Origin of the sequence: Paenibacillus sp. FSL H3-0321 (genome assembly GCF_038002865.1) — a bacterium.
In the GTDB taxonomy this organism is placed as follows: Bacteria; Bacillota; Bacilli; order Paenibacillales; family Paenibacillaceae; genus Paenibacillus_AQ.
Genome location: NZ_JBBODH010000001.1, coordinates 4884711 through 4906870, shown reverse-complemented (window position 1 = coordinate 4906870; position 22160 = coordinate 4884711). Strand labels below are relative to the sequence as shown.

Annotated in this window: 19 protein-coding genes and 1 pseudogene; 6 read left to right on the top strand and 14 right to left on the bottom strand. The window is 51.9% G+C overall.

The genetic code is table 11. The annotated features are described in order from the left end of the window. Nucleotides 1-160 precede the first annotated feature (160 nt). A complete protein-coding gene (locus MHI45_RS21990) occupies nt 161-907 on the bottom strand; it encodes an IclR family transcriptional regulator (protein WP_038585575.1) in 747 nt (248 codons plus the stop codon). A gap of 288 nt (nt 908-1195) precedes the next feature. On the opposite strand from MHI45_RS21990, the gene MHI45_RS21985 reads away from it, so the two are divergent. Both MHI45_RS21985 and MHI45_RS21980 read left to right on the top strand, forming a co-directional pair. Beyond that, complete coding sequence (locus MHI45_RS21985; protein ID WP_340895012.1) at nt 1196-2236, top strand: alpha/beta hydrolase; 1041 nt, start codon at nt 1196-1198, stop codon at nt 2234-2236. 258 nt (nt 2237-2494) lie between these two features. Next, nucleotides 2495-3670: a Fe-Mn family superoxide dismutase gene (locus tag MHI45_RS21980; RefSeq protein WP_076112799.1), complete on the top strand. Its 1176-nt coding sequence runs from the start codon at nt 2495-2497 to the stop codon at nt 3668-3670. 90 nt (nt 3671-3760) lie between these two features. On the opposite strand, the gene folE is transcribed toward MHI45_RS21980, so the two are convergent. The 5 genes and pseudogenes from folE to MHI45_RS21950 form a co-directional block, all read right to left on the bottom strand. Then, nucleotides 3761-4354: a GTP cyclohydrolase I FolE gene (folE, locus tag MHI45_RS21975; protein WP_076112800.1), complete on the bottom strand. Its 594-nt coding sequence runs from the start codon at nt 4352-4354 to the stop codon at nt 3761-3763. 50 nt (nt 4355-4404) lie between these two features. After that, nucleotides 4405-4656 carry a YneF family protein gene (locus MHI45_RS21970; RefSeq protein WP_038585565.1) on the bottom strand — a complete coding sequence of 84 codons (252 nt, stop codon included), beginning with the start codon at nt 4654-4656 and terminating at the stop codon, nt 4405-4407. Between the two features lie 103 nt (nt 4657-4759). After that, nucleotides 4760-6527 (bottom strand): annotated as a pseudogene (gene queG, locus MHI45_RS21960) (tRNA epoxyqueuosine(34) reductase QueG). A gap of 18 nt (nt 6528-6545) precedes the next feature. Next, nucleotides 6546-7163 carry a signal peptidase I gene (gene lepB, locus MHI45_RS21955; RefSeq protein ID WP_083675806.1) on the bottom strand — a complete coding sequence of 206 codons (618 nt, stop codon included), beginning with the start codon at nt 7161-7163 and terminating at the stop codon, nt 6546-6548. 181 nt (nt 7164-7344) lie between these two features. Continuing rightward, nucleotides 7345-7764 (bottom strand): GNAT family N-acetyltransferase, encoded by a 420-nt coding sequence (locus MHI45_RS21950; protein ID WP_076112803.1) that lies wholly within the window; start codon nt 7762-7764, stop codon nt 7345-7347. A 597-nt stretch (nt 7765-8361) separates the two neighbouring features. Between MHI45_RS21950 and MHI45_RS21945 the strand changes: the two genes are divergently transcribed. Beyond that, entirely contained in the window at nt 8362-8970 is a 609-nt protein-coding gene (locus MHI45_RS21945) for a superoxide dismutase (protein WP_076112804.1), read from the top strand. A 761-nt stretch (nt 8971-9731) separates the two neighbouring features. Here MHI45_RS21945 and mutY read toward each other — a convergent pair. Together mutY and acpS are read right to left on the bottom strand one after the other, a co-directional pair. Next, nucleotides 9732-11234, bottom strand: coding sequence for an A/G-specific adenine glycosylase (mutY, locus tag MHI45_RS21940; protein WP_439823183.1), 1503 nt, complete (start codon nt 11232-11234; stop codon nt 9732-9734). Nucleotides 11235-11338: 104 nt separating this feature from the next. Then, on the bottom strand, nt 11339-11731 hold the full coding sequence (acpS, locus tag MHI45_RS21935) for a holo-ACP synthase (RefSeq protein ID WP_076112806.1): 393 nt from the start codon (nt 11729-11731) through the stop codon (nt 11339-11341). 265 nt (nt 11732-11996) lie between these two features. Here acpS and MHI45_RS21930 point away from each other — a divergent pair, with 265 nt between their 5' ends. Next, entirely contained in the window at nt 11997-12815 is an 819-nt protein-coding gene (locus MHI45_RS21930) for an alpha/beta hydrolase family protein (protein ID WP_076112807.1), read from the top strand. Between the two features lie 116 nt (nt 12816-12931). On the opposite strand, the gene nadE is transcribed toward MHI45_RS21930, so the two are convergent. The 3 genes from nadE to MHI45_RS21915 form a co-directional block, all read right to left on the bottom strand. Continuing rightward, nucleotides 12932-13741, bottom strand: a complete 810-nt coding sequence (gene nadE / locus MHI45_RS21925) for an ammonia-dependent NAD(+) synthetase (RefSeq protein ID WP_076112808.1) — start codon at nt 13739-13741, stop codon at nt 12932-12934. A gap of 108 nt (nt 13742-13849) precedes the next feature. Then, nucleotides 13850-14284 (bottom strand): BrxA/BrxB family bacilliredoxin, encoded by a 435-nt coding sequence (locus tag MHI45_RS21920; RefSeq protein ID WP_038585544.1) that lies wholly within the window; start codon nt 14282-14284, stop codon nt 13850-13852. A 160-nt stretch (nt 14285-14444) separates the two neighbouring features. Continuing rightward, on the bottom strand, nt 14445-15953 hold the full coding sequence (locus MHI45_RS21915) for an ATP-binding protein (protein WP_144024416.1): 1509 nt from the start codon (nt 15951-15953) through the stop codon (nt 14445-14447). A gap of 398 nt (nt 15954-16351) precedes the next feature. Between MHI45_RS21915 and MHI45_RS21910 the strand changes: the two genes are divergently transcribed. After that, a complete protein-coding gene (locus tag MHI45_RS21910) occupies nt 16352-17614 on the top strand; it encodes a BaiN/RdsA family NAD(P)/FAD-dependent oxidoreductase (protein WP_076112809.1) in 1263 nt (420 codons plus the stop codon). 135 nt (nt 17615-17749) lie between these two features. Here MHI45_RS21910 and MHI45_RS21905 read toward each other — a convergent pair whose 3' ends face one another. From MHI45_RS21905 to MHI45_RS21895, 3 genes are all read right to left on the bottom strand, one after another. Then, a complete protein-coding gene (locus tag MHI45_RS21905) occupies nt 17750-19060 on the bottom strand; it encodes an ABC transporter permease (RefSeq protein WP_144024417.1) in 1311 nt (436 codons plus the stop codon). Continuing rightward, on the bottom strand, nt 19039-19806 hold the full coding sequence (locus MHI45_RS21900; protein WP_083675808.1) for an ABC transporter ATP-binding protein: 768 nt from the start codon (nt 19804-19806) through the stop codon (nt 19039-19041). Before MHI45_RS21900 ends, MHI45_RS21905 begins: the two co-directional genes overlap by 22 nt. Nucleotides 19807-19971: 165 nt before the next feature. After that, nucleotides 19972-21279, bottom strand: coding sequence for an MFS transporter (locus tag MHI45_RS21895; protein WP_076112811.1), 1308 nt, complete (start codon nt 21277-21279; stop codon nt 19972-19974). Between the two features lie 368 nt (nt 21280-21647). Here MHI45_RS21895 and MHI45_RS21890 point away from each other — a divergent pair, with 368 nt between their 5' ends. Next, a complete protein-coding gene (locus MHI45_RS21890) occupies nt 21648-22115 on the top strand; it encodes a MarR family winged helix-turn-helix transcriptional regulator (protein WP_076112812.1) in 468 nt (155 codons plus the stop codon). Nucleotides 22116-22160: the final 45 nt, after the last annotated feature.

The following is a 22160-nucleotide window of genomic DNA, read 5'->3' as shown; positions in this document are numbered from 1 at the left end:
TCCCCCCGGAATAAAAAGTATAATTACTTATAAAATCTGAAACCTATAATTTTTTATCATAGTTCATTTTCCCTATAGTTACAAATTGAATATTACTGCTTCTGGCAGCTTTCTCTTTAATTTACCCCCATAATTCGACTGCATAACCAGACTTTCCCGATTACCCCATCATCAATCCCATTTCGGCTGCATTCTCCGAAAGAATCACAGCATATTCCTCGAGAGTTTCCCGGGACAAGCGGCTGACAGGGCCGGACAGGGAAAGGGCTGCCACTACGCTGCCATTGCGGCCGACAATAGGAACAGCCACTGCAGCAGCCCCTGGTTCCCGCTCCTCGAAGCTGGTCGCATAGCCCCGGCGGGTAATTTCCTTAAGCTGCTCCAAGTATAGGCTTCTATCTACAGTTTCCGGCCAAGCCGGATCTGCCAGCAGCCGGATCTGCACCTCATGCGGCGCATAGGCGGCCAGCACCTTGCTGGAAGCGCCAACAGATAAGGGCAGCCGGGCACCAATCTGTGCCACCCGGCGGATTGCCTGCCGGCTCTGCACAGCCTGAATGCGCACACGTTCCAGACCGTCGCGCAGATAGAGGCTCACCGTCTCTCCCAGCCGGTCGCGCAGCCGCTCCATCGCCGGAAGCAGCAGTGCCGCCGGTTCATCCAGCGTCGGCAGATGGGTAGACAGCTCCCAAATCCGCATACCAAGCCGGTATTTCTCGGTACTTTCATTGCGCATCAGAAAGCCCTTCTCCTCCAGGGTAGTGAGCAGCCGGTGCACAGTACTCTTATGGAGGCTGATTTTGGCGGCAATCTCAGTCAAGCTTAGATCATCATTCTCCTTCGTAAAACACAGCAATATATCCAGCGCCCGTTCTACAGCGCGTACGGTCAGTTTACGATCCTCCACAGCAATCTCCCCTTACCTGTTTCATTAAATGAAACCCGGTTACATAATTGTACATAGTTAATTCTATCTTAGAGCAAAAGCCCAAGGAAAGTCCAGTATATTAACTGACAGGAAAAGGCTGGGCCGCACTTTACAGTTAGATTACAAAAACGGCGAATTCATTGACTTTATGAGGGCGTCCCCATACGATTAAACATATGAATTAATTATGCCGATACAAATGGAAATAGTTCATTACATGAAACAGTTCAGTTTGATTTTGACTTTGCGATTTTAGGAGTGGATCTTATGGATCTGGCAACCCACCGTACCGGCAGACCGGTCTCACGCAAGACCAAGGAGGATAAGTCAGACATCGCCCCCAACCTTTCACTGGGGATGATTCGCGTTAAACATATTGTAGTTGCATTGCTGTTATCTGTATTTTTCTTCTTTGTGTTCTGCTTCATTGCCCTGCATGGCTATATTGCCTGGGTGCTGTCTAATCCGACAGTGGCTCCCCTGTACTCCAACCCTTCACTGGCCAAGGGGCTGGACTATGAAGATGTGACCTTTCAGGCGCATGACGGAAGCCGGACGATGCAGGGTTGGTATATCCCGTCCAAGGACTCTACCAAAACCATTGTCTTCAGTCATGGCTACGGCGCCAACCGCGAGGAATCCTGGGTACCGATGTATGATCTGGCCCATTATGCCCATAGCCTGAATTTCAACGTCGTCATGTTCGACTATGGCTTCGCTTCCCAGACCAACAAGGATATCGCTACCGGCGGCAAAAAAGAATCCCAGCAGCTCTTAGGCGCCATACAGTTCGCCAAGGACCGGGGAGCCGGAGAGATCGTCGTTTGGGGCTTCTCCATGGGTGCCGGCACAGCGCTTCAGGCGGGGCTAGTTACCGAGGACGTCGATGCGATGATTCTGGACAGCACCTTTTTGTTGGAGCCGGATACACTTTACCATAATATCAAGCAAAATATCGATCTTCCCCGCCAGCCTTCCCTGGAAATTATGGAGCTGCTCTTCCCGGTACTGAACGGCACAGGGCTGAATCAAATTCCTTATTCCAAGGTAAAAGCTGAAGACTATCCTTTCCCTGTTCTGTTCATGCACGGCACGAAGGATGACAAGGCGCCATACCCGATTGCCGAAGAGCTTGCGGCCAACCAGAGCAATCCGTACTCGGATTCGTGGATCGTAGAAAACAGCCACCATGAGCTGCTGTTCCGGGAGCATCCCCGCGAATATCTGCGCCGTGTTTCCGCTTTTCTGGGCAATGTGCATTTGGCTAAGAGCCAGGAGAATGAGCAGACTTCCATTGCCGGCAAATAACCTCACTAAGACATCATCTTTGTTCAAAAATAATAGCGTGCAGAATGTATTCATAAAATACAACTCTGCACGCTATTTTTGTTGTTTAGCTGCTACCACCCTAGCAAAGCCCTTATATATGAATCAGCCGACCCTTTGCAGTCTGCAGCTTTGCACTTAATCTCTTCAAAGAAGTTCTCTCTAGGCAAGGCCACATAAGACACTGCTTCCACTCATATAATGAACCGTTTAAGATATCGGACGGGAGGACTGCATGTAATGTTATATGTATATGGACCGTTGCTGCCAGCACGAATACTCGAAGAAACTGTATTTTGGAAGACCCAGGAGAAAGAGCATACCGAAGTCATCAAAGCAATTGTGCCTCAATTGGAAGAGCCTTATGTCAAACTGCTCGATGAATGGGCTGTTGTCTTTGGTGCCACAGAGCAAGCCGCGCGGCGGCTGCTGGAAACTTCGCTCACTCCGGCATTTGCCGGACAGCTTGAACTTGCTGCCGAAACAGAGCTGCTGCTGCAGACGGTCTGTTCCCAGTCGCATGAGTTCATCCGCCAGCTATACGCACTGTGTGAAAGCAGCAAGGCGGTGAAAGCCCAGCCGCTGGCTGCTATTGTACTGCTGCATATTATTCGCGAGTCCGAGTATTTCCTTGCTGTTCTGGGGGGAATGAGCACACCCGGACAGGTATCCGTTCTAATGCGGGAAAGCGCAGCGGACCCTGCGGAGTTTGCGTCTGTAGCTTCTGCAGAGGGCAGCGGCAACGGGTTTGGGCCGGCAACCCCGGCAGCCCAAGCCCGCGAACCCGGTTCTGTGCCTATAGGCGGGCATAAACTGCCTCCGCTCCCTTATGCTTATAATGCGCTTGAACCGTATATCGACGAGAAAACCATGACCATCCATCATGACAAACATCACCAAAGCTACGTAGACGGATTGAACAAAGCAGAAATTAAGCTGGCAGAAGCCCGCAAAACCAACGATTTCGATCTCGTCAAACATTGGGAACGAGAGCTTGCTTTTAATGGTGCCGGGCATTATCTTCACACCATCTTCTGGAACGTAATGTCTCCACAAGGCGGCGGGCGTCCAACCGGCGCCTTGCTGGACGCCATTGAACGCAGCTTCGGCAGCTATGATGCCTTTAAAGCGCAATTTACTGAAGCAGCGAATAAGGTTGAAGGCGGTGGCTGGGCTATTCTTGTCTGGAGCCCGCGCAGCCGCAGACTGGAAATCCTCACTGCTGAGAAACACCAGGATTTGTCGCAATGGGATGTTGTGCCACTGCTCGCCCTCGATGTGTGGGAGCATGCCTATTACCTCAAGCATCAGAACAACCGCGCAGCCTATATTCAAGACTGGTGGAAGGTCGTCAATTGGCCTTATGTCTCACAGCGTTATGCCTCCGCCCGCAAGCTGGTCTGGCAGCCCTTTTGAGATTTTCGAAATAAACAGAGCCCTGCTCTCATCTAAAGTGAAAGCAGGGCTCTGTATGTGTACATATCCGGGAGAATCTCCCCTATCATCCTATTCCTTGATCAAAGCCAAAAACTCCGCGCGTGCGGCAGCCTCCTCACGGAAGCTTCCTCTCGTCGCCATGGTCACCGTCTTGCTGCCGGGCTTCTTCACCCCACGGGCACACATGCACAGATGCTCGCCTTCTACGACGACCATGACCCCATGAGGATTCAGCACCTCGGTCATGATGTCGGCAATTTGAGTCGTGATCCGCTCCTGTACCTGCAGACGCCGGCTAACCGCTTCAACGAGACGGGCCAGTTTGCTTAGTCCGGCAATACGCCCGCTTGGGACGTAGCCGATATGCACTTTGCCGAAGAAAGGAGCCATGTGATGCTCGCATTGGCTGTAATAGACGATATCCTTTACAATGACAAGCTCTTCGTGGGATTCATCAAAAGTTACACCAAGCGCCTCCCGGGGATCTATTGAATAACCGCCAAATATCTCCTCGTACATCCGCGTGACCCGTGCCGGTGTTTCCAACAGCCCTTCACGGCCGGTGTCCTCTCCGATTAACTCCAATATCTTCTCAACATGGTACTCGATCTGCTCGCGGTTCACCGAGACCTTGCCGTTTACGTATTCCTTGATGCCCCCCATGAAACCTCCCCCTTCCGCACCCGCGTATACCTTCATCTATCCGGGCCGTGTTACTTTCCCTTGCGCCGCTGCCCTTTGTTTGCAACAGGAGCACGTCCTGGCTGATTATTGTTCTTCATCATTTGCTGTGCACGCTGCATTTGCTTGCCGTTCAGGTTGTAACCCATTTGCTTCGCAACCTTCTGCAGCATTTCCGGATCATTTTGCATCGTTGTCATTTGTCTGCGTAGATAATATACACCGATAAAGAATCCGCCGATCAGACCAACAACAAGCGTAATAATAGGCCATACAATATTCATCTGGAATCCACCTTTGTACTCAATTGTCTGCAGCGCCCGCTGCGGGCATGCGAATCTATCATAGCATTTCAAGAACTGGACAGCAATTGGTAAATCCCATGAGTCAGAAGAGGTAGGTTCCAGTGTCATCCGGGCGGGCGTGCTCTGCTTCGAGCTGCAGCAGCCGGGTCTTAATCGCAAGGCCCCCGGCGTAGCCGACCAGCGTTCCTCCCGCACCGATTACCCGGTGGCACGGCACAATTACCGGAACAGGATTGCGGTTATTAGCTCCGCCTACAGCGCGCACAGCCTGCGGATTGCCGATCCGCACAGCAATATCCTTATAGGAAGCGGACTCTCCGTAGGGAATGCCACGCAGCGCCTCCCATACCTGAAGCTGGAAGGCCGTGCCACGCATATCCAGAGGCAGCGTGAAGTCCTGCAGTCCTCCGGCAAAATACGCCTCAAGCTGCGCTTTAGCCTGCTCCAGCCTGGACTCATCTTCGATTAATATCACGGTTCCAATCTGTACCTTGAGCCATTTCTCCAGGTTCTCCCGGCCCCCGGCAAATGTCCCGAATTCTATAAGACATAATCCCGCTTCTGTTGCACATAAGGTCAGCGGGCCAATCGGCGATTCCATTTCACTGTAATACACAGCAGTTTCAGTTCCCAGACTGCCCCCCGCCAGCTTGCTCATCGCTCTCCTTCTCCTCCCGCTTCAGCAGCTTGTCCAGCGCCCGTTCAAGCATCTCCCGGACCTGGTTGTCCCCTTCAGCCAACAGTGCCTCTTCAACAGCCGCGAGCGCCTCTCCGCCGCCAATGCGCCCAAGCGCCCAGGCCGCAGTCCCGCGCATTTCCGGGCGTGACTCCCGCAGCACAATTTCGGTCAGCTTCGGTACAGCGCCAGCCTCTTTGAAATTGCCAAGCGCGATAATCGCATTGCGCTGGATCGGCTTTTTGCCGCGCCAGGCCGCCGAACTGCTGCCGAATTTCTCTTTGAACTCACGATTGCTGAGCTCAAGAATCGGCAGCAAAAGCGGCTTGACGATCTCCGGATCAGGCAGCAGCTCCGGGCGATGGTTCCAGTTCTTCCCGCGATTTATCGGGCAGACAATCTGGCAGGTATCGCAGCCATACAGCCGGTTGCCGATCTTGGTCATATACTCATCGCTTAAGAACCCTTTGGTCTGCGTTAAATAGGAAATGCAGGCCTGGGCGTTAAGCTGACCCGGGCCAACGAGTGCCCCGGTAGGACAAGCGTCAATACACTTCGTACACTCACCGCAGCCTTCCTCCACGGGTGCATCCGGGGGAAACGGAATATTCGTCACCATTTCCCCAAGATAGATCCATGACCCCCACTTGGGAGAGATGATCGCACAGTTCTTGGCACTGAAGCCGATTCCTGCCCGCTCCGCTACAGCTCTGTCTACCAGCACGCCAGTATCCACCATACTCTCCAGCACGGCATCCGGCACACGCTCGCGGATAAAAGCCTCAAGCTTCCCCAGAGCTTCACGCAGCACATGATGGTAATCCTGGCCCCAGGAAGCCCGGGCCAGAATCCCCCGGCGCGCACCCGGCTCAGATTTGGGCGGATTCTCCATCTTGGAAGGATAGGCCACCGCAATGGCCAGAATGGATAGCGGTGTCTCACCGGACGGAAGTGCCGGAATAGTCCGCTTATCCAAATCAGGCTCTTCAAAACCGGATTCATACCCTTTGTCCCGGTGATCCTGCAGGATATTTTTTAAATATAGAAACGGCTCCGCCGTCGCAAACCCGATATCATCTATGCCCAGTGCCGGAGCGGCAGCCTTGATCTCCGCCTTGAGATCTTCCCATATGGAAGGCGGAGGAGCATAGGATGACTGAGTTTTAATGTTCATTTCCGCCTTCACCTTCTCTTATAATGAATTCAGTTTGGAGAGCGGCCACCAGATATAAACTGCCTTGCCGACAATACTCTTCTGCGGGACGGTGCCAAAGTAACGGCTGTCCTTACTGGCTCCGGCATGCCGGTTATCGCCCATCACAAAATAGTTTCCCTTTTCGACAGTCAGCCCCGAAAAATCAGGATCCTGAATTTCCGTATCAATATAAGGCTCATCGGCCATTTCTCCGTTAACGTACAGTTTATGGCCCTGCACCTCTATGAAATCACCGGGTATCCCAATGACGCGTTTCACCAGATATTCCTTGCGGTCCGGGCCGGTGCTGGGATCATGCAGCACAATAACATCTCCCCGCGACGGGTTCGCAAAGCTCAAAGTGATCTTGTTAATGATCAGCTTCTCCCCCTCAACCAGCGTAGGCTGCATGGACTGGCCGACCACAGTAGAAATATTGAAAATAAATAAATTCAAAAGCGACATGAACCCAAATACAATTGCCGCGGTGATTACCCAATCCCGCAGTTCTAGAATCCATCTGTTTCCCGGCTGCAGTTTGGAACCGTGATGTGTGACAGATCTGTATCTTTGCTTGCGGCTTCGCATGAATTCCCCTTCAAGCTCCCGGTCCATATGCCACCTTCTTGCCCAGATTGGTAGATCAAGTCTATAACAATAGAAAAGCATATCTCCCGGCCATTTGCAATGGACTCCGGGGAGATATGCTTTAGTATAATGGATCAGACTATGCAAGTCGCTATAGTTCTCTATTTAGTAAATGTTTCCGCTTACGCAGCGCCCAAGATAAAGGTCATTATCCAACGATGCTGAGCTTCCGTACTGATTTGAAGATTTGATTCTCGTCATATCCCATAGCTTCATACAGCGGCAGTGCGAAGGAATTGTGCTCATCAACGGCTACGAAAATACCGCTGACCTTGCGCGCCTGAAATCTGTGTTCCATCGCGGTTACAAGACTTCTGCCGATTCCTCTGCGGCGGTAGTCGGGATGGACGGCAATTCGGAAATAACAGCCGTGGTTCTTCTCGATTGTACCTATCAGCGCACCAACAATTTCTTCTTCATCCTCAGCAACTACAATGAGATCTGAATCCCAAGAAAGCTGTCTGGAGAAGGGCTCGATCGTACTTTCAAAACATTCTTCCGATAATGCGCTCTGCAGCAGTTCAGTCACAGGGGTAACGTCGCTTAATTGAAAGGAACGAACGTGCATTCTTTAAAATCTCCCTTTTCTATGGCTTAGAATTTAACAAAAAGAAGGAGTTCCCGTAACAGTATAAAGAGGAAAAAAGGCATCAGAAAAGCAAAAATGGATGAATTTCGAGGATGTTGTCGAATCCATCATTTCAAGCAGCTTTTCTTGCGATCAAAGAAGTATTAACCCAATGTAAAATAGTCGGTAACTTCTCTAATCTCCAAAAACCGAGGAATACCTGCTTTTGACTCTATTAAAGCACACTTTTCTCGCGATATCACCATTTTTCTTTTGAAAGCGCTTGATATGAAGCGTTTTCATGAAACATGTTTACATATTTTCTTTATAAAGGTAAATTCAAAGGTATAAAAGCAAAGTCTCCACGGAATTCTATAAGTTTAACACAGCATTTACACTTCCGGTCAGGTTTGTTAGATCGCAACTTTTTAAACGTTTATGTTTGTTTAATGTTGCATTATTGTTCCAGATACGGTTTAATAAAAGTATCTTATCGGATATAACCAATAAGAGGCATTGGAAATAAGGGGTTTTGACGTCAAGACTGCCAAAATTCTTTATCTATACAATTCTAATAAACTCAGGAGGGATTTTTCCATGGCATTTCAATTACCGGCACTTCCTTATCCGAACAACGCTCTTGAACCGCACATCGACGCATTGACGATGGAGATTCATCATGACAGGCACCATAATACTTATGTGACGAACCTGAACGCCGCTCTGGAAAAAGCACCTGAACTTCAAAACAAGAGCATCGAAGAGCTTCTCACCGACCTGAACGCTGTACCTGAAGCCATCCGCACTGCTGTTCGCAACAACGGTGGTGGACACGCAAACCATACCCTGTTCTGGGAAGTCATCGGACCAAACGCCGGCGGCGCACCTACAGGTACACTGGCAGCTGCGATTGACAGCGAGCTGGGCGGATTCGACAAATTCAAAGAAGATTTTGCTACTGCAGCAACTACCCGTTTCGGCAGCGGCTGGGCTTGGCTCGTGGTTAAGGACGGCAAACTTGCTGTAACAAGCACACCGAACCAAGACAACCCAATCAGTGAAGGTGCTACTCCAATCCTCGGCCTCGATGTATGGGAGCATGCTTACTACCTGAACTATCAAAACAAACGCCCTGACTACATCAAAGCCTTCTGGAATGTAGTAAACTGGGAAGAAGTCGGCAAACGTTACGAAAGCGCGAAGTAAGGAACTGCGGCGACATCGCCGCGCCTCGCTCAGCCTACTCTAATCTATAACTTAAACGGCCCCGTCCTTTTTTAAGGATGGGGCCGTTGCTGTACGCAGGGTGCGGTGTCCAGCTTACACCTTATCCCTAGATGTGAAAACGGCTGCGCCGTGTCCGGTTAGGACATGGCGCAGCCGTTTTTCATTGATAGGCCCAAAGTTGATGCGGCAGCGTACGCTTAGCGCGCTACAGTAGCGAATGTTTTTGTACAAACCAATTGTTATTTAGACTGAACTTGATCCGTAGCGCTTATGTCTGATTGCTATCAGGCATTTTTATGTGATTGCACTTTCTGCAGTAAAATGCTCATTGCTCAGCAATAAATGACATTCTGCTGTATTTTGTACAACAGATTTCTGGATTTATCGCCAAAAACGCCTATTCTACTAGATTCTGCTGTACAGAGTGCATTAGATTCTATTTTCCGGGTAATTTAGGGGTCATCTGCTGTAAAAAGTGCAACAGAACTGCGTCTCGACCTGAACCTGAAGGGGATACGAGTTGGCTCAGCTGCAATTCGGTTTAGTATTCTAGACTTAGGACGTTACCTGTGCCCCGGTTTCCTTGATAAGCCGTTCCGCTTCATTACCTGCACGTGCTCACTCTCTCAGGTAATCGCGCTTCGCTCCGGTTCGCCCTAGAACCCCATTTACCGCCCGTTCTGCCAGCTTATTCAGTCCTATTCCCCCTATTTCCCTCTTCAAGCCACTCTTCTCCAGTCTTACAGCTTCTGTGCTTCCAGCTCATCGAAATAATGGTTAAGCAGCTTCAAGAAAACGTTCGGAAAGGCGTAGTTCGCCATGTCCTCGCGGTTAATCCACCGCACGGCTCCGGCATCCTCCGGATTTCCGCTGCCGTCTGCGAACTGCTCGACCGGGCTGTCCGCGGCGGAGAAGAGATCAACCGCATACGCATCTGGCGTGTCCATAGCACGCACAACACTGGCTGCCGGCATGCCTGAGGCCAGTACAGCACCAGCTTGCGTGCCATCTGCGGGTGGAGCACCAGCTTGCGTGCCATCTGCGGGCGCAATAGTGCCTGGTGTGCCATTTACAGACACAGCACCGCCTTGCGGACCTTCTACAGATGCAGCACCGCCTTGTGTGCCATCTGCGGGTGCAGCACCGCCATCCGTGGGCACGGCGGCAGCTGCGTATGCCGCCCGTCCCTCCGCCGCCAGCGGCAGCGCCGGGGCGTCCTCTTCCCTGCAGCGGTACACCTGCAGGGTCCACACGATATGGCTGAACGTATGTTCCGCAGCCATCCAGTGCTCTGCAGGCCGGGCGAAGATCCCGGCCTGCCGCAGTGACCGGCGCAGCCGGTCCAGCGCTGCCGCCTCAGGCAGCAGCGCAGCGGAAGCGCCGCCCTCCGCAGGCGGCGCCGGCCAGTGCGGCAGCTCCCACATGCGGGCCAAAAGCCCGCTGGATGGCCGCTGCCGGATCAGCACCCGGCCCGCGTGCTCGCCGCGGCCCGTAACGAGGGCCGCCAGCCGCTCCTCGGGGCGCGGCGGCTTGGCCTTGGTCTTGACGGGCAGCGAAGTCTCGCAGCCCGCCAGGCGCGCAGCACAGTGCTCCATCACCGGGCAAGGCAGACAGCGCGGTGATTTGGGCGTGCAGACGAGTGCCCCGAGCTCCATTAGCGCCTGGTTGAAATGCGAAGCCTCCCCCTCCGGGATCAGCTCCGCCGCCAGCCGCTCCATCTTCACCCGCGTCGGCCCCTTAGCGATGTCATCCTCCATCAGGAAATAGCGGGACAATACCCGCATCACATTTCCGTCCACCGCAGGTTCAGGCCGGTTGAACGCAATGCTGAGAATGGCTCCTGCCGTATAGGGGCCAACCCCTTTAAGGCTGAATACGGCATCGCGGTCATTCGGAACCATTCCGCCGTATTGTTCCTTCACCTGCCGCGCGGCATGCTGAAGATTCCGTGCACGGGAATAGTAGCCAAGACCCTCCCAGCATTTCAGCACATCCTCCTCCGGTGCGTCGGCAAGCGATTCCACCGTAGGAAACCGCTCAATGAAGCGGTTGAAATACGGAATAACCGTATCGACTCTCGTCTGCTGCAGCATAATTTCCGAGATCCAGATATAATACGGATTGCGATGGCGCCGCCAAGGCAAATCACGTTTCTGCCCATGGTACCATTCAAGCAGATTACGGCTAAAAAACAACTTAGTGTCTTGCTGCGCCTGCTCCTGTTGTTCATGCGTTGTCATCATTTATTCTCCTTGATTCTTATATTTACTTCACACGGGCATCAGTGGAGTCACGGCCCGTCAGTTCATTCAAGTCCCATGCTGTAAGCTCCAGCTTTCCTTGCCGCTCAAACCCTCCGTTCCATTACCGCAAAGGTCGAAGCCAGCTCGCGGCTGTGGGTAATGGTGAGATGAATGAGGTACTCCCGGCCTTTCAGCCGGAGCCGTTCCCAGGCCTCCTCCGAGAGTGTAACTATCGGTTTGCCATATGCATCCGGCAGAATCTGAATATCCTGAAATCCCACTTCCCGGCCGATGCCGCAGCCGAGCGCTTTCACAACCGCCTCCTTGGCCGCGAACCGCCCGGCTATGAACTCCGCAGCATTGCCGCCCCGCCGCTCCAGAAGCTCAAGCTCTGCCTCTGTAAGGATGCGCCGGATAAACTTCGCTCCAGATCCTTTATTCATTAATGCTTCAATCCGCTGGATTTCCAGCACATCATGCCCGATCCCGTATATCAAAATCCCACGCTCCTTATGGACGTGCAGTCATAAACCGCTTGAATCTGATAGCTATCCTTAATAGCTTTGTTAATGGTATGATCTTCATATACATTGTCCTTAAATCATATAGATTATAGTTGTCCCGGATTCTTTCTGCTATCTTAAAAGAAAAAACCGCCGAAGTCTATCCTGCTACTTCCCTCATCATGAATCTTAACCACAGAATCTCAATTCTATATTAAGAAGACATAATAATCTCTGCTAAAGAGAGGGGAATTGACCGATGAACCGCAATTTTCAGTTGCCTGCCGGAGAAGATGCCGTCCTGCGCTGCTCACATTTTCCAGCTCAAGGCAAAGCCAATAGTTTGATTGTTATTGCCCACGGATACAAGGGCTTTAAGGATTGGGGAATGTTCCCTTACCTCGCAGCCGCGCTCAGCCAGGAGCATGAAGTGATCTCCTTCAATTTCTCCCATGCGGGAATCGGCGAGGATCTGCAGAATTTCACCGAGCTTGAGAAGTTCGCCCGCAATACCTATAACCGCGAGATCAAAGACATGGAGATCCTGCTTTCCTATCTCAGCCAGCATCATAAATTTGGCAGCCTGCCCTTATTCCTGCTGGGTCACAGCCGCGGCGGCGGCGATTGTCTGCTATACGCACTGGACCACCCCGAGGAGATTGCAGGAGTCATCTCCTGGAACGGAATCACCGATCTGGATTTGTTCACAGATGAACAAAAACGCGAAATGAAACAAAGCGGCCGGACTCATGTACTCAATGGCCGCACGGGTCAGCAAATGCCGCTCGATGCCGTCATTATTGAAGATCTGGAGCGGCAAGCCGGGCGCTACAATCTTCTGGAGCGAATGAAAACTGCCGCTTTCCCCGTTGTCCTCATTCAGGGAACCCAGGATAGCGAACGGCTGCGCCGCGGCTCGGAGCAATTGGTCAACCTCCGGCCCGATATAGAGCGGGTGCAAATTCCGGAGGGCAATCATACCTTTGGCAGTGTCCATCCTTTTGCCGGGACCACTCCGCAGCTGGAACAGGCGATCGGCGCTACCCGCGAATTTATCCGCAGCGTACTAGCGGGATGACCACCGGCCCGCCGCCAACGGAAGACCGCCATATCATATAATACTACACACAAAACCGCCGGAAAGTCTGAGTATACACACAGATTCTCCGGCGGTTTTTGTATAAACTTCTCCTTCTAGATGCCCGGTATTACATTGCGCTTGTGCGCCGTTCTCCGGTAATAAGCTTCCAGTTTCCCGGCAACCTCAGGGCTGACCTGTTTGCCCTCCAGATAGTCGCTGTTGTCATCATACGTAATACCCAGCTCGGTTTCATCCGTCTGTCCGGGCCAGAGGCCGGCCGTCGGTGCTTTGGTCACGATATCCGCCGGTACTCCCAGATAGGCTGCGAGCTGGCGTACCTGGCGCTTGTTCAGCGAGCTCAGCGGTGTAATATCGACTGCGCCATCGCCCCATTTGGTGTAAAATCCGGTGATGGCCTCGGAGGCATGATCCGTTCCTACTACCAGCAGATTATTCTCGAAGGAGAGCGCGTACTGCATAACCATGCGGGTTCTCGCCTTCACATTGCCTTTGCCCTGATGTGTAATGTGACGGTGCTGGCCCAGCGCTTTCAGGCTATGTTCGACCTCAAGTGCGATCTCGTTAACAGCTTCTTCAATATTGGTCTCAACCCTATGTGTCAGTTCAAAAGCTTCAGCAACCGCATAACTGTGCTCGATATCCTCCTGAACACCGTAAGGCTGAAATACGCCAAGGGTGATGTACTCCTTGCCTTCTTCTGCGGTCAGCTCATCGGTTGCCCGTTTGCATAGGCCTGTTGCCACCGCACTGTCGACCCCGCCGCTGATCGCTATGAGCAGCCCTTTTGCTCCTGCCTGCCGTACATATGCTTTCAGGAAATCGACACGCCTCCGTACCTCTGCCTCTTCATCAATGGCCGGCTTTACGCCGAGGGCAGCAATAATCTCTTCTTGCAAGCTCACAAACCACACCCCGTTTCATCACTTTGAACATATCAATTCTTATATTTTGAAAAAATCCCGCAGCAGCCGGATTGCCGGCCACCGCGAGATCCTATGAATTAACCGCTATTACTGGCACAAACGGTTGAATACTTCCTTCAATTCAGCAGCGATTTCGGCAGCTGAACGGTCTTCTACCCCATGACGCTCAATAAAATGAACAAGCTCCCCATCCTTCATCAAAGCGATAGATGGTGAAGAAGGCGGATATGGAGCGAAGTATTCACGCGCTTTGGCAGTGGCTTCCTTCTCCTGTCCGGCGAACACGGTGAACAGATGATCCGGCAGAATTTCGTTCTGCAAAGCTTGGGCTACACCAGGACGGCATTGGCCGGCTGCACAGCCGCATACAGAATTGACGACAACAAGCGACGTCCCCTTTGCGGTTGGAAGAGTGGTTTCCACCTCTTCTGGAGTCAACAACTCCTGGAACCCGATACTTGTCAGGTCATCACGCATAGGCTGAATTGAATCTCTCATATATTGATTAAATGACATGGACATTCCTCTGCACTCTCCTTTGCCTTGTAAAGTGTTTGGTCAGGCTGCATTACAGCAGCACTTACTAACTTTATTATACATGCATACTCTGTGAAAGCAAGGGAGAGACCTGCTGCTGCTGCGGAGCCCATCGTCTGTGACTTGTGCCTCTATCACGGGACGTTCACTTCAGAAGCCTAGTCGTTGCTGCGTTTTCTTCCTTCTCAAAAGGAAAGGATACAGTGAACACTGTGCCCACGCCCTCCTGCGATTCAACCGCGATCTTTCCGTTATGCCGCTCGGCAATACTCAGACAAAGCGATAACCCGAGCCCGGTTCCATGATTTTTTGTTGTGAAGAAGGGGACAAATAAATTCTCAATCTGGCTTGTTGAAATTCCGCCTCCAGTGTCCTTAATCATCAGCTCAACTCTATCCTCATTCACACGTGTCTCCAAGGTCAACACCCCCTTCGGGTCCATGGCCTCCATCCCGTTGCGGGCCAGATTAAGGACAAGTTGCTTAATCTCCCTGACATTCAGCATCAGCAGAAGCAATGACGGGTTTAGCCGGAGTTCAATGCTCTGGCCCCGGAGATTGGCATCCGCCCAGATCAAAGGACTCAGCTCTTCTACTATAAGATGAAGTTGCACCATTTCTTTATCCGATACACGGGTCTGTGCCAGGGACAGAAAGTCATTGATGATGGCGTTGGCCCGGTCTAGCTCATCCATTACGATCTGGTAGTATGAATCCAGCTCTCCCGGACTCTTCTCTCTCATAAGCTGGAGAAATCCGCGAACGACTGCCATGGGATTGCGGATCTCATGCGTGATGCCTGCAGCCATCTGTCCAACCAGCGTTAGCCGCTCTACATTATCAAGCTCGCTGCGGAGTTTCGCCTCCTCGGTCAGATCCTTAACGATCATCACAATGCCGCCAGGAATTCCGGAATCCTGCGGCAGAGGCTCCGTATAAATTTGATATGTACTCGTTGCACATGTAATTTTGGCATTGGTGCGTTGTTTGCTGCGGACGATGTTCTCCAGCCGGGAATAGGTCTGCTCATCAATATATTTTCTGAAAAGCTGGCCTGCGGGCTGGGACATTATAGTCTCCCTTGTCAGTTCAGGATAATGGCGATGAATCAGCTTGAGCATAAATTCGTTAAGTTCTGTCACATACCCGCTGTCATCCATCGACATAATATTCAGCTGTACTGCGTCGGTAATCTGCTGAAGCTTCTCTGATTCCAGCTTGAATTTCTCGGAGATCCCCTTCATCTGCTCCTTGATTTGAAGCTTATCCCAAGCGGTTTCGATACAAAATATAAATAATCCGCCGAGCATAATAGTAATAAACAGATATAACGTTACCAGCAAGGTATCTGCCGAAAGGGTTTCATATATATTCCTGCCCTTCATTTTGGGCACGAGCACAATAAAGAGCATGCTGGGAGCCAGAACGGCCCATAGCACGCCTATCTTCTGAATAATCTTTCCCTTCTTAAAAGGCCGGACAAAGCCAAACAATAGCGGAAACATAAGAACCCCAATATTAACTACCATATTGCCGATTCCCGGTGGTACCGAAAACAGAGCCGTGCAGAGCATAAAAAAAGCAGCCAGGCTTATCCCGGAGCGGAAATTGCCATATAATATACCGATATAAGCGGGCAATATAGCTAAATTCAAATAAACAACCCCGAATAATGTTGTTGAGAAAATGGTACAGAGGGTAATGCTAATGGCACAGCAAATAATCAGCAAAGCCTGATCATCCGGAAATTGCCGATTTCTGCGTATAATGTGGCTTTGGTCCAGCCACCATTGAAACAGAAATATAAAGGAACTGGCAGATAAGATTTGCAATAAAATATCCTTTACCGCATCTAAAATTGCAATCACTCCCCAAGTTGGACAAATTACCCTGTCCCCTTAGATTAAAGCACAGCCAGGCTCTTCTGACAACGATAATCACTTACCGGTTTCACAGGTCTGGCTACACCGCGGCCGGAATGGTATGATGCCGTTAGTAGAATACCGAAAATGCTGAAATTCGCTATTCCTTAAGCATGTAAAGGAGCAGATTCATGAGCAACTATGATGTGATCGTCATTGGAGGCGGCCCCTCCGGACTGATGGCCAGCGTGGCCGCGGCAGAGCACGGCGCCTCCGTATTATTAATTGATAAAGGGGCCAAGCTGGGCCGGAAGCTTGGAATCTCGGGCGGCGGGCGCTGCAATGTAACCAACGTCAAGGAAACTTCCGAGCTTATTGCCCATATTCCGGGCAACGGCCGCTTTTTATACAGCGCGTTTGATCATTTTAATAATCGCGATATTGTAGAATTCTTTGAAGATTTGGGCATCGCCCTGAAAGAGGAAGACAACGGGCGGATGTTTCCCGTGTCGGACAAGGCCTCCAGCGTCGTTTCCGCTCTAATCGGCAAAGTTCGCAGCCTGGGTGTGCAGATTATGACGGATAGCCCGGTGCAGGAGGTCCTGTACGGAGACAGTAAAGTAGAAGGAGTCCGCCTGAAATCAGGCAAGGGGGTTGCCGCTGGCGCTGTCGTAATCGCCACGGGAGGCAAATCTGTGCCTCAGACCGGTTCCACCGGGGACGGCTATCCTTGGGCGATCACCGCCGGACATACAATTACGGAACTGTTCCCAACGGAAGTGCCCATTGTTTCTAGGGAGGAATGGATCAAGTCAGGGGAACTTCAGGGGTTGTCCCTGCGGGATGTGACGCTGAGCGTCTGGAATCCCAAAGGCAAGAGGGTGATCTCCCACCGGGGAGATATGATCTTCACTCATTTCGGGCTGTCCGGCCCGATTGCGCTGCGGTGCAGCCAGTTCCTGAGCCAGGTCCAGCGCAAATCCGGAACGGACACAGTTGAGCTGTCCATCGACCTTTTTCCCGACCATCACCCGCAGGAGGTGGAGTCCCAGCTGCAGAACAAGCTGGAATTGGAGCCTAAGAAGGCCATCCGTAATTCCTTGAAAGGTTTGATTCCGGAGCGCCTCATTCCGCTGCTGCTGGCCAAAGCCGGGGTGGACGGAGATATCACCGGCCATCATCTTCCCAAAAGCGCCTTGCAAGCGCTGGCCGCCCTTCTGAAACGGATGCCGGTCTATGTTCACGGCACCCGGTCTCTGGCTGAAGCTTTTGTTACCGGCGGAGGTGTCAATCTGAAGGAAATTGATCCCAAGACGATGGAGTCTAAGCTTATGCAGGGACTTTATTTTTGCGGTGAGGTGCTGGATATTCACGGTTATACTGGCGGCTACAATATTACCGCTGCTTTCTCCACAGGTTACACAGCAGGCAAACATGCAGCTGGACAGCATTAAAAGCAAGGGGGCGTCCACCGTCTAGGACTACTAAACCCGCCAAGTCATCGCCCATGCCGGGCGAACATTTAAAAACAGCGTTACTTGCGTAAATCCGCAAGTAACGCTGTTTTGTATTTAGCAGGTCTGCGGCACCTATCTCTGAAACCGCATCGTGCTGAACATTCTGGCAATGAACATCCCGATTAAATAACCAAGTGGAATAAACAGCAGAAGCCCCCACCATCCATACAAAGGAATGCACACCACACCAGAACAGATTGCTGTATATGGAACTAGCAGAATCGGTATTGCTGCGGAACCGGCATCGGCTTTCTGAGCTTTGGTAAAGGGCAGGATCCCGATGTAGTCGTCCCCTGCAAACAATAACCAGAAAGAAGTCAGCCAGTAGGCCATTAATAACGCCAGAATAATGAGCAATCCCCATTTCAAAACCCCTGGAACGATAAAAATAGCTACCATGGAAACGCCCATGAACGCAAAGTAGAGCTTCAGGTGTGCCGGATTGCGCACAAGTGCTTTAATGCCTGCCGCCGCGAAGCGGCTCTCCGGCTGCTTCGAAGCCAGGAGCGGTTGTGATTTGCGGAAAATCCATGGTTTAAAGCGTGTGGGGCGCGGTTTATCAAGCACGCCGCGCAGCAATAAACCGGCGATTCTCATCCGCTGCTTGTAGTCTTCCCGCACATCGCTCATAAAGGTTGCGTGCAGCCGCAAGCGGAAGCGTATGGCCCATACAACCACAGCACCATATACGGCGGCGGCTGCCAGCAGGAGCAAGGACTGGCTGTCCCAATAAATAGCAGCCCTGACATAAGCGGCACAGGGGACGGTCACGGCCGGAATGAGCCACAGCCAGCGGCGGAAGCCCTGGCGCTGTACTTTAACAAGGTGTCCCAGCAGTTTGACGCACCAGCTGCAGGTTATGGTCATTGCAAGTAGCGATGCGGCAGCTGCCCCACTGAGTCCATACCCCCGGACGATGAAGGGCAGCAGAATAGCAAATACCGCAGCCATCTTGAGGGCTGTTACGGCAAGACTATACAGAAGCCCCCGCAGCATAATGCTTCTGATCCAGTTTTGCCGCTGCCTGAGAAACAACGAATCCCCTTCCTGGAGCAGCAGCACCATACCTCCGGTAGCAATTAGAGCCGCCAGCAGCAGCGGAAGCAGCATAAAGGGGATCGCGGTCGTCCATGTTGGCATTTCCCCGCTCCAGAACCCGAAATAGAACCGTCCGCCCAGCAGGCCGCCGGGAATAACGAGGTAGAGCAGGACCGTCCAGTCGGCCGCCGTACGGATAATCGCCGATTGCTCACGCCAATGGGAGATCAGGCGCCGCCGGAACAGCTGCGGAGCCGTAGGAAAAGCATACCCGGCTTTTTTGCCGGAAGTTTTAGGGTTAAGAACAGCCTGTTCCTGACTGCTCATGTCAATTCGTCGAAGCAATCAAACAACGACCCCTCCGGCAATCCGGCAATGTCGCGGATTTCCTCCAAAGTGCCTGTTGCCGTTACTTCCCCGCTGGAGATCAGCACGAAGCTGTCGCAGATTTTCTCCGCAGTATCCAGTACATGCGTGGACATCAGAACGCCCGCACCGCGCTTCCGCTCGGCCTCCAGGAGACGCAGGAAATCCTTCGTGGCACGGGGGTCAAGCCCGATAAACGGCTCGTCCACAATGTAGACATCGGGCTGGACCAGGAAGCCAAGCATCAGCATCATCTTTTGCTTCATACCTTTGGAGAAGCCTGCAGGCAGGTCATCGCGCACATTTCCCATACCGAACTGCACCAGAAGCTTCTCGGCGGTGGCCACAAAAGTCTCGTAGCTCAAACCGTAGGCTGCGGCTGCCAAATCGAGATGCTCCCACAGTGTCAGGTCCTCGTAAAATACCGGCTGTTCCGGCACGTATGCATACGATTGACTCTCTCCGCCGATAATCACTTTAGCCTTGGCATATTTCAACAAGCCGAGCAGCGTCTTGATGGTAGTGCTTTTCCCTGCTCCGTTTGGTCCGATCAATCCCAGCAGCTGGCCGCGCCGCACCTGGAAAGAAACATCTGAAATCCGTTTGTCGCCCGCTTCGTAACCGGCTTCCTCAATGGAAACATCGAGCACAATATCTTCCTCTTCCCATTCGCCCTCAGCTTTGAACCCCTCTGCAGACTCATCTTCAAACTCTGTCTCTTTCATACGGCTTCCATCTCCTAAGTGTCAATTCACAAGTGTCCCGGCTGCTATTACCGTTCTTTTTTATCCATTATACGGACAAATGGGAAGAATCATCAAACATTACTTCCCCGAAGTGCGGAAAGAGACCTCTCCGGTTTAAGGAAAGATCCCCAGATTACACGATGATCAGGCAACACTTTCCTGCAGATCCTGAAGCACCCTTTTGTCTTTACCCTCAATTCTGGCCCGCAGGACCAGCATTGCCGCGCCGAGCAGTGCCGTCAGCACACCGGAGACAACATATGCTATAACCGCTCCCGATGCCGTCACCAGCGCACCTCCGGCTACCGGTCCGAGAATAACCGCCGCGCTGGTCAAGCTGCTGACGGCACCAAAGACACGGCCTGTGTATGCTTCCGGAGTCCGGCGCTGCAGCATGGAGTTAAAGGGGATGAAGACCAGGCCTGCTCCCGCTCCGGCAAGCGTAAATGAGCCGAACAGCATGACATTCATCCAAAGGCCAGCTTCCCCGTATTCGGTCACTAAAGCGGCACTGACGAATACACTCCCCATAAGGATAGCCCCGGCGCTCATCAGGACAAGCGGATGTTTGCCGCTGCCCTTCCGTCCTATCGCCAAGGCAGCGCACAGGGTGCCCAAGCCGCTGGCAGCCACGCACCAGCCTAATAAATCTCCACTGACTCCGGGGATTTCGCGGAATAGCGTCACCGTCTGGGAATCGGCGATTGTCAGCACCATCAGTACGGCTACGAGCATAACGACTCCGCTGAGCACCGCCGGCATCATGCCGATCAGGCGCAGTCCGGCACCGGCTTCCTTGCGGAAAGACCCACGTTCCTGCGGGTTTGTTCCGGCCACTTGGCCCCTTTCCGTCCTGAACTTGCCTACGTGCGGTACAGCGAGCAGAATCAGCGCCGAGAGCAGATAGGTTGCCGAGTCGATAATGTAGCAGACCGAAATCCCGAATGCCGCCACCAGAAGACCGCCGGCAGCAGGGCCTACAATTTTGGTAATCTGTTCAATAGAAGAACTGAGAGCGATGGCCTGATCCATCTGCGCCGGGGGAACCAGTTCTTTAAGCTTGCCGCTTTTGGCCGGAGAGAAAAGCATATCCATAACCCCCTTGGCTACTAAGAGGAGGTATACCTGCCATAAGGAGCCGGCAAAGACGAGGCCCATAACAATCCCTGCACGGACGAGGTCGGAGCCAATCATGAGGGCTTTGCGGTCCATCATATCGCTTAAATACCCGGCCAAAGGACCGCCTAGCAGCATCGGCACGGCCATACATAGCGATAACATCGTGATTTCCCATGGCGTAGCCTGCCATTTCAGGCCAACCATCGTCAGCAGCGCCAGCAGATGCAGCCAGTCCCCTACATTGGAGATAAGCTGCGCCGAAATGAGCAGCATAAAGGGCTTATTCGCTGTCAGCCTTTCTGTTTGTGTCTCCTGATGCTTTTCTTCTTTCATACTTACTCCACTCCCCATGCTAATCTTTGCTTCTTTGTAATTTATAGTAAGGGAGTCCAAAGGTTTGTTCATCAATCCCCGGGAGTAAATCTCCGCTGCGCCAGAGGCTGAATATGCCCTCCTACCGGAGACGTACACCAAAAAAACCAATTCAATATGCACCTTTTGCGCGCTCTAAAAAAATTGTTTGATTTTTAATAATTAAAAGTGTGCTCATTGTGACAAATCACATGTTCTTGATCCATTGTTTGACGTATTGTAAAGCTATATCAAGTCATTGCACGGCTAAACCGTGCAATTCAAGCCATGATTTAGTACCGTACGGGGCAACCCGTACGATTAACGATAACGATAGAGGGTGGAGAAGCATGATACAATCCTATGAACGCGATACTCAACTGACATTGCATTTGTACCGGGTTTTTGCCAAGTCTTTCAAGAGCATCAACGAGCATGCCGTTACCGGAAGCAAGATTGAAGGTTTCAATCCCACTGCTTTTGCTGTTATGGAGGTCCTCTACTATAAGGGGCCACAACCCATTCAGCAGATCGGCGCCAAACTGCTCTTGCAGAGCGGAAATGTTACTTACGTGATCGACAAGCTCGAGGAACGCGGCTACCTGCAGCGCAAGCCTTGCGCAAACGACCGCCGGGTTATTTTCGCCGAGCTGACTTCGGAAGGCGAACATCTGATGAACGAAATGTATCCGAAGTATTCGGAGCGTCTGCACCTCGCTTTTAGTGGCCTGAGTGATGAAGAGAAGGAACAAATGATTATTCTTTTGAAGAAGATGGGTCTGCAGGCTGAGAAACTCTCCCCGCTCCCACGCAAATAGGGTTCGGGCCGACGAGATTGTGAATCTATTCACTTTTCAGAATTG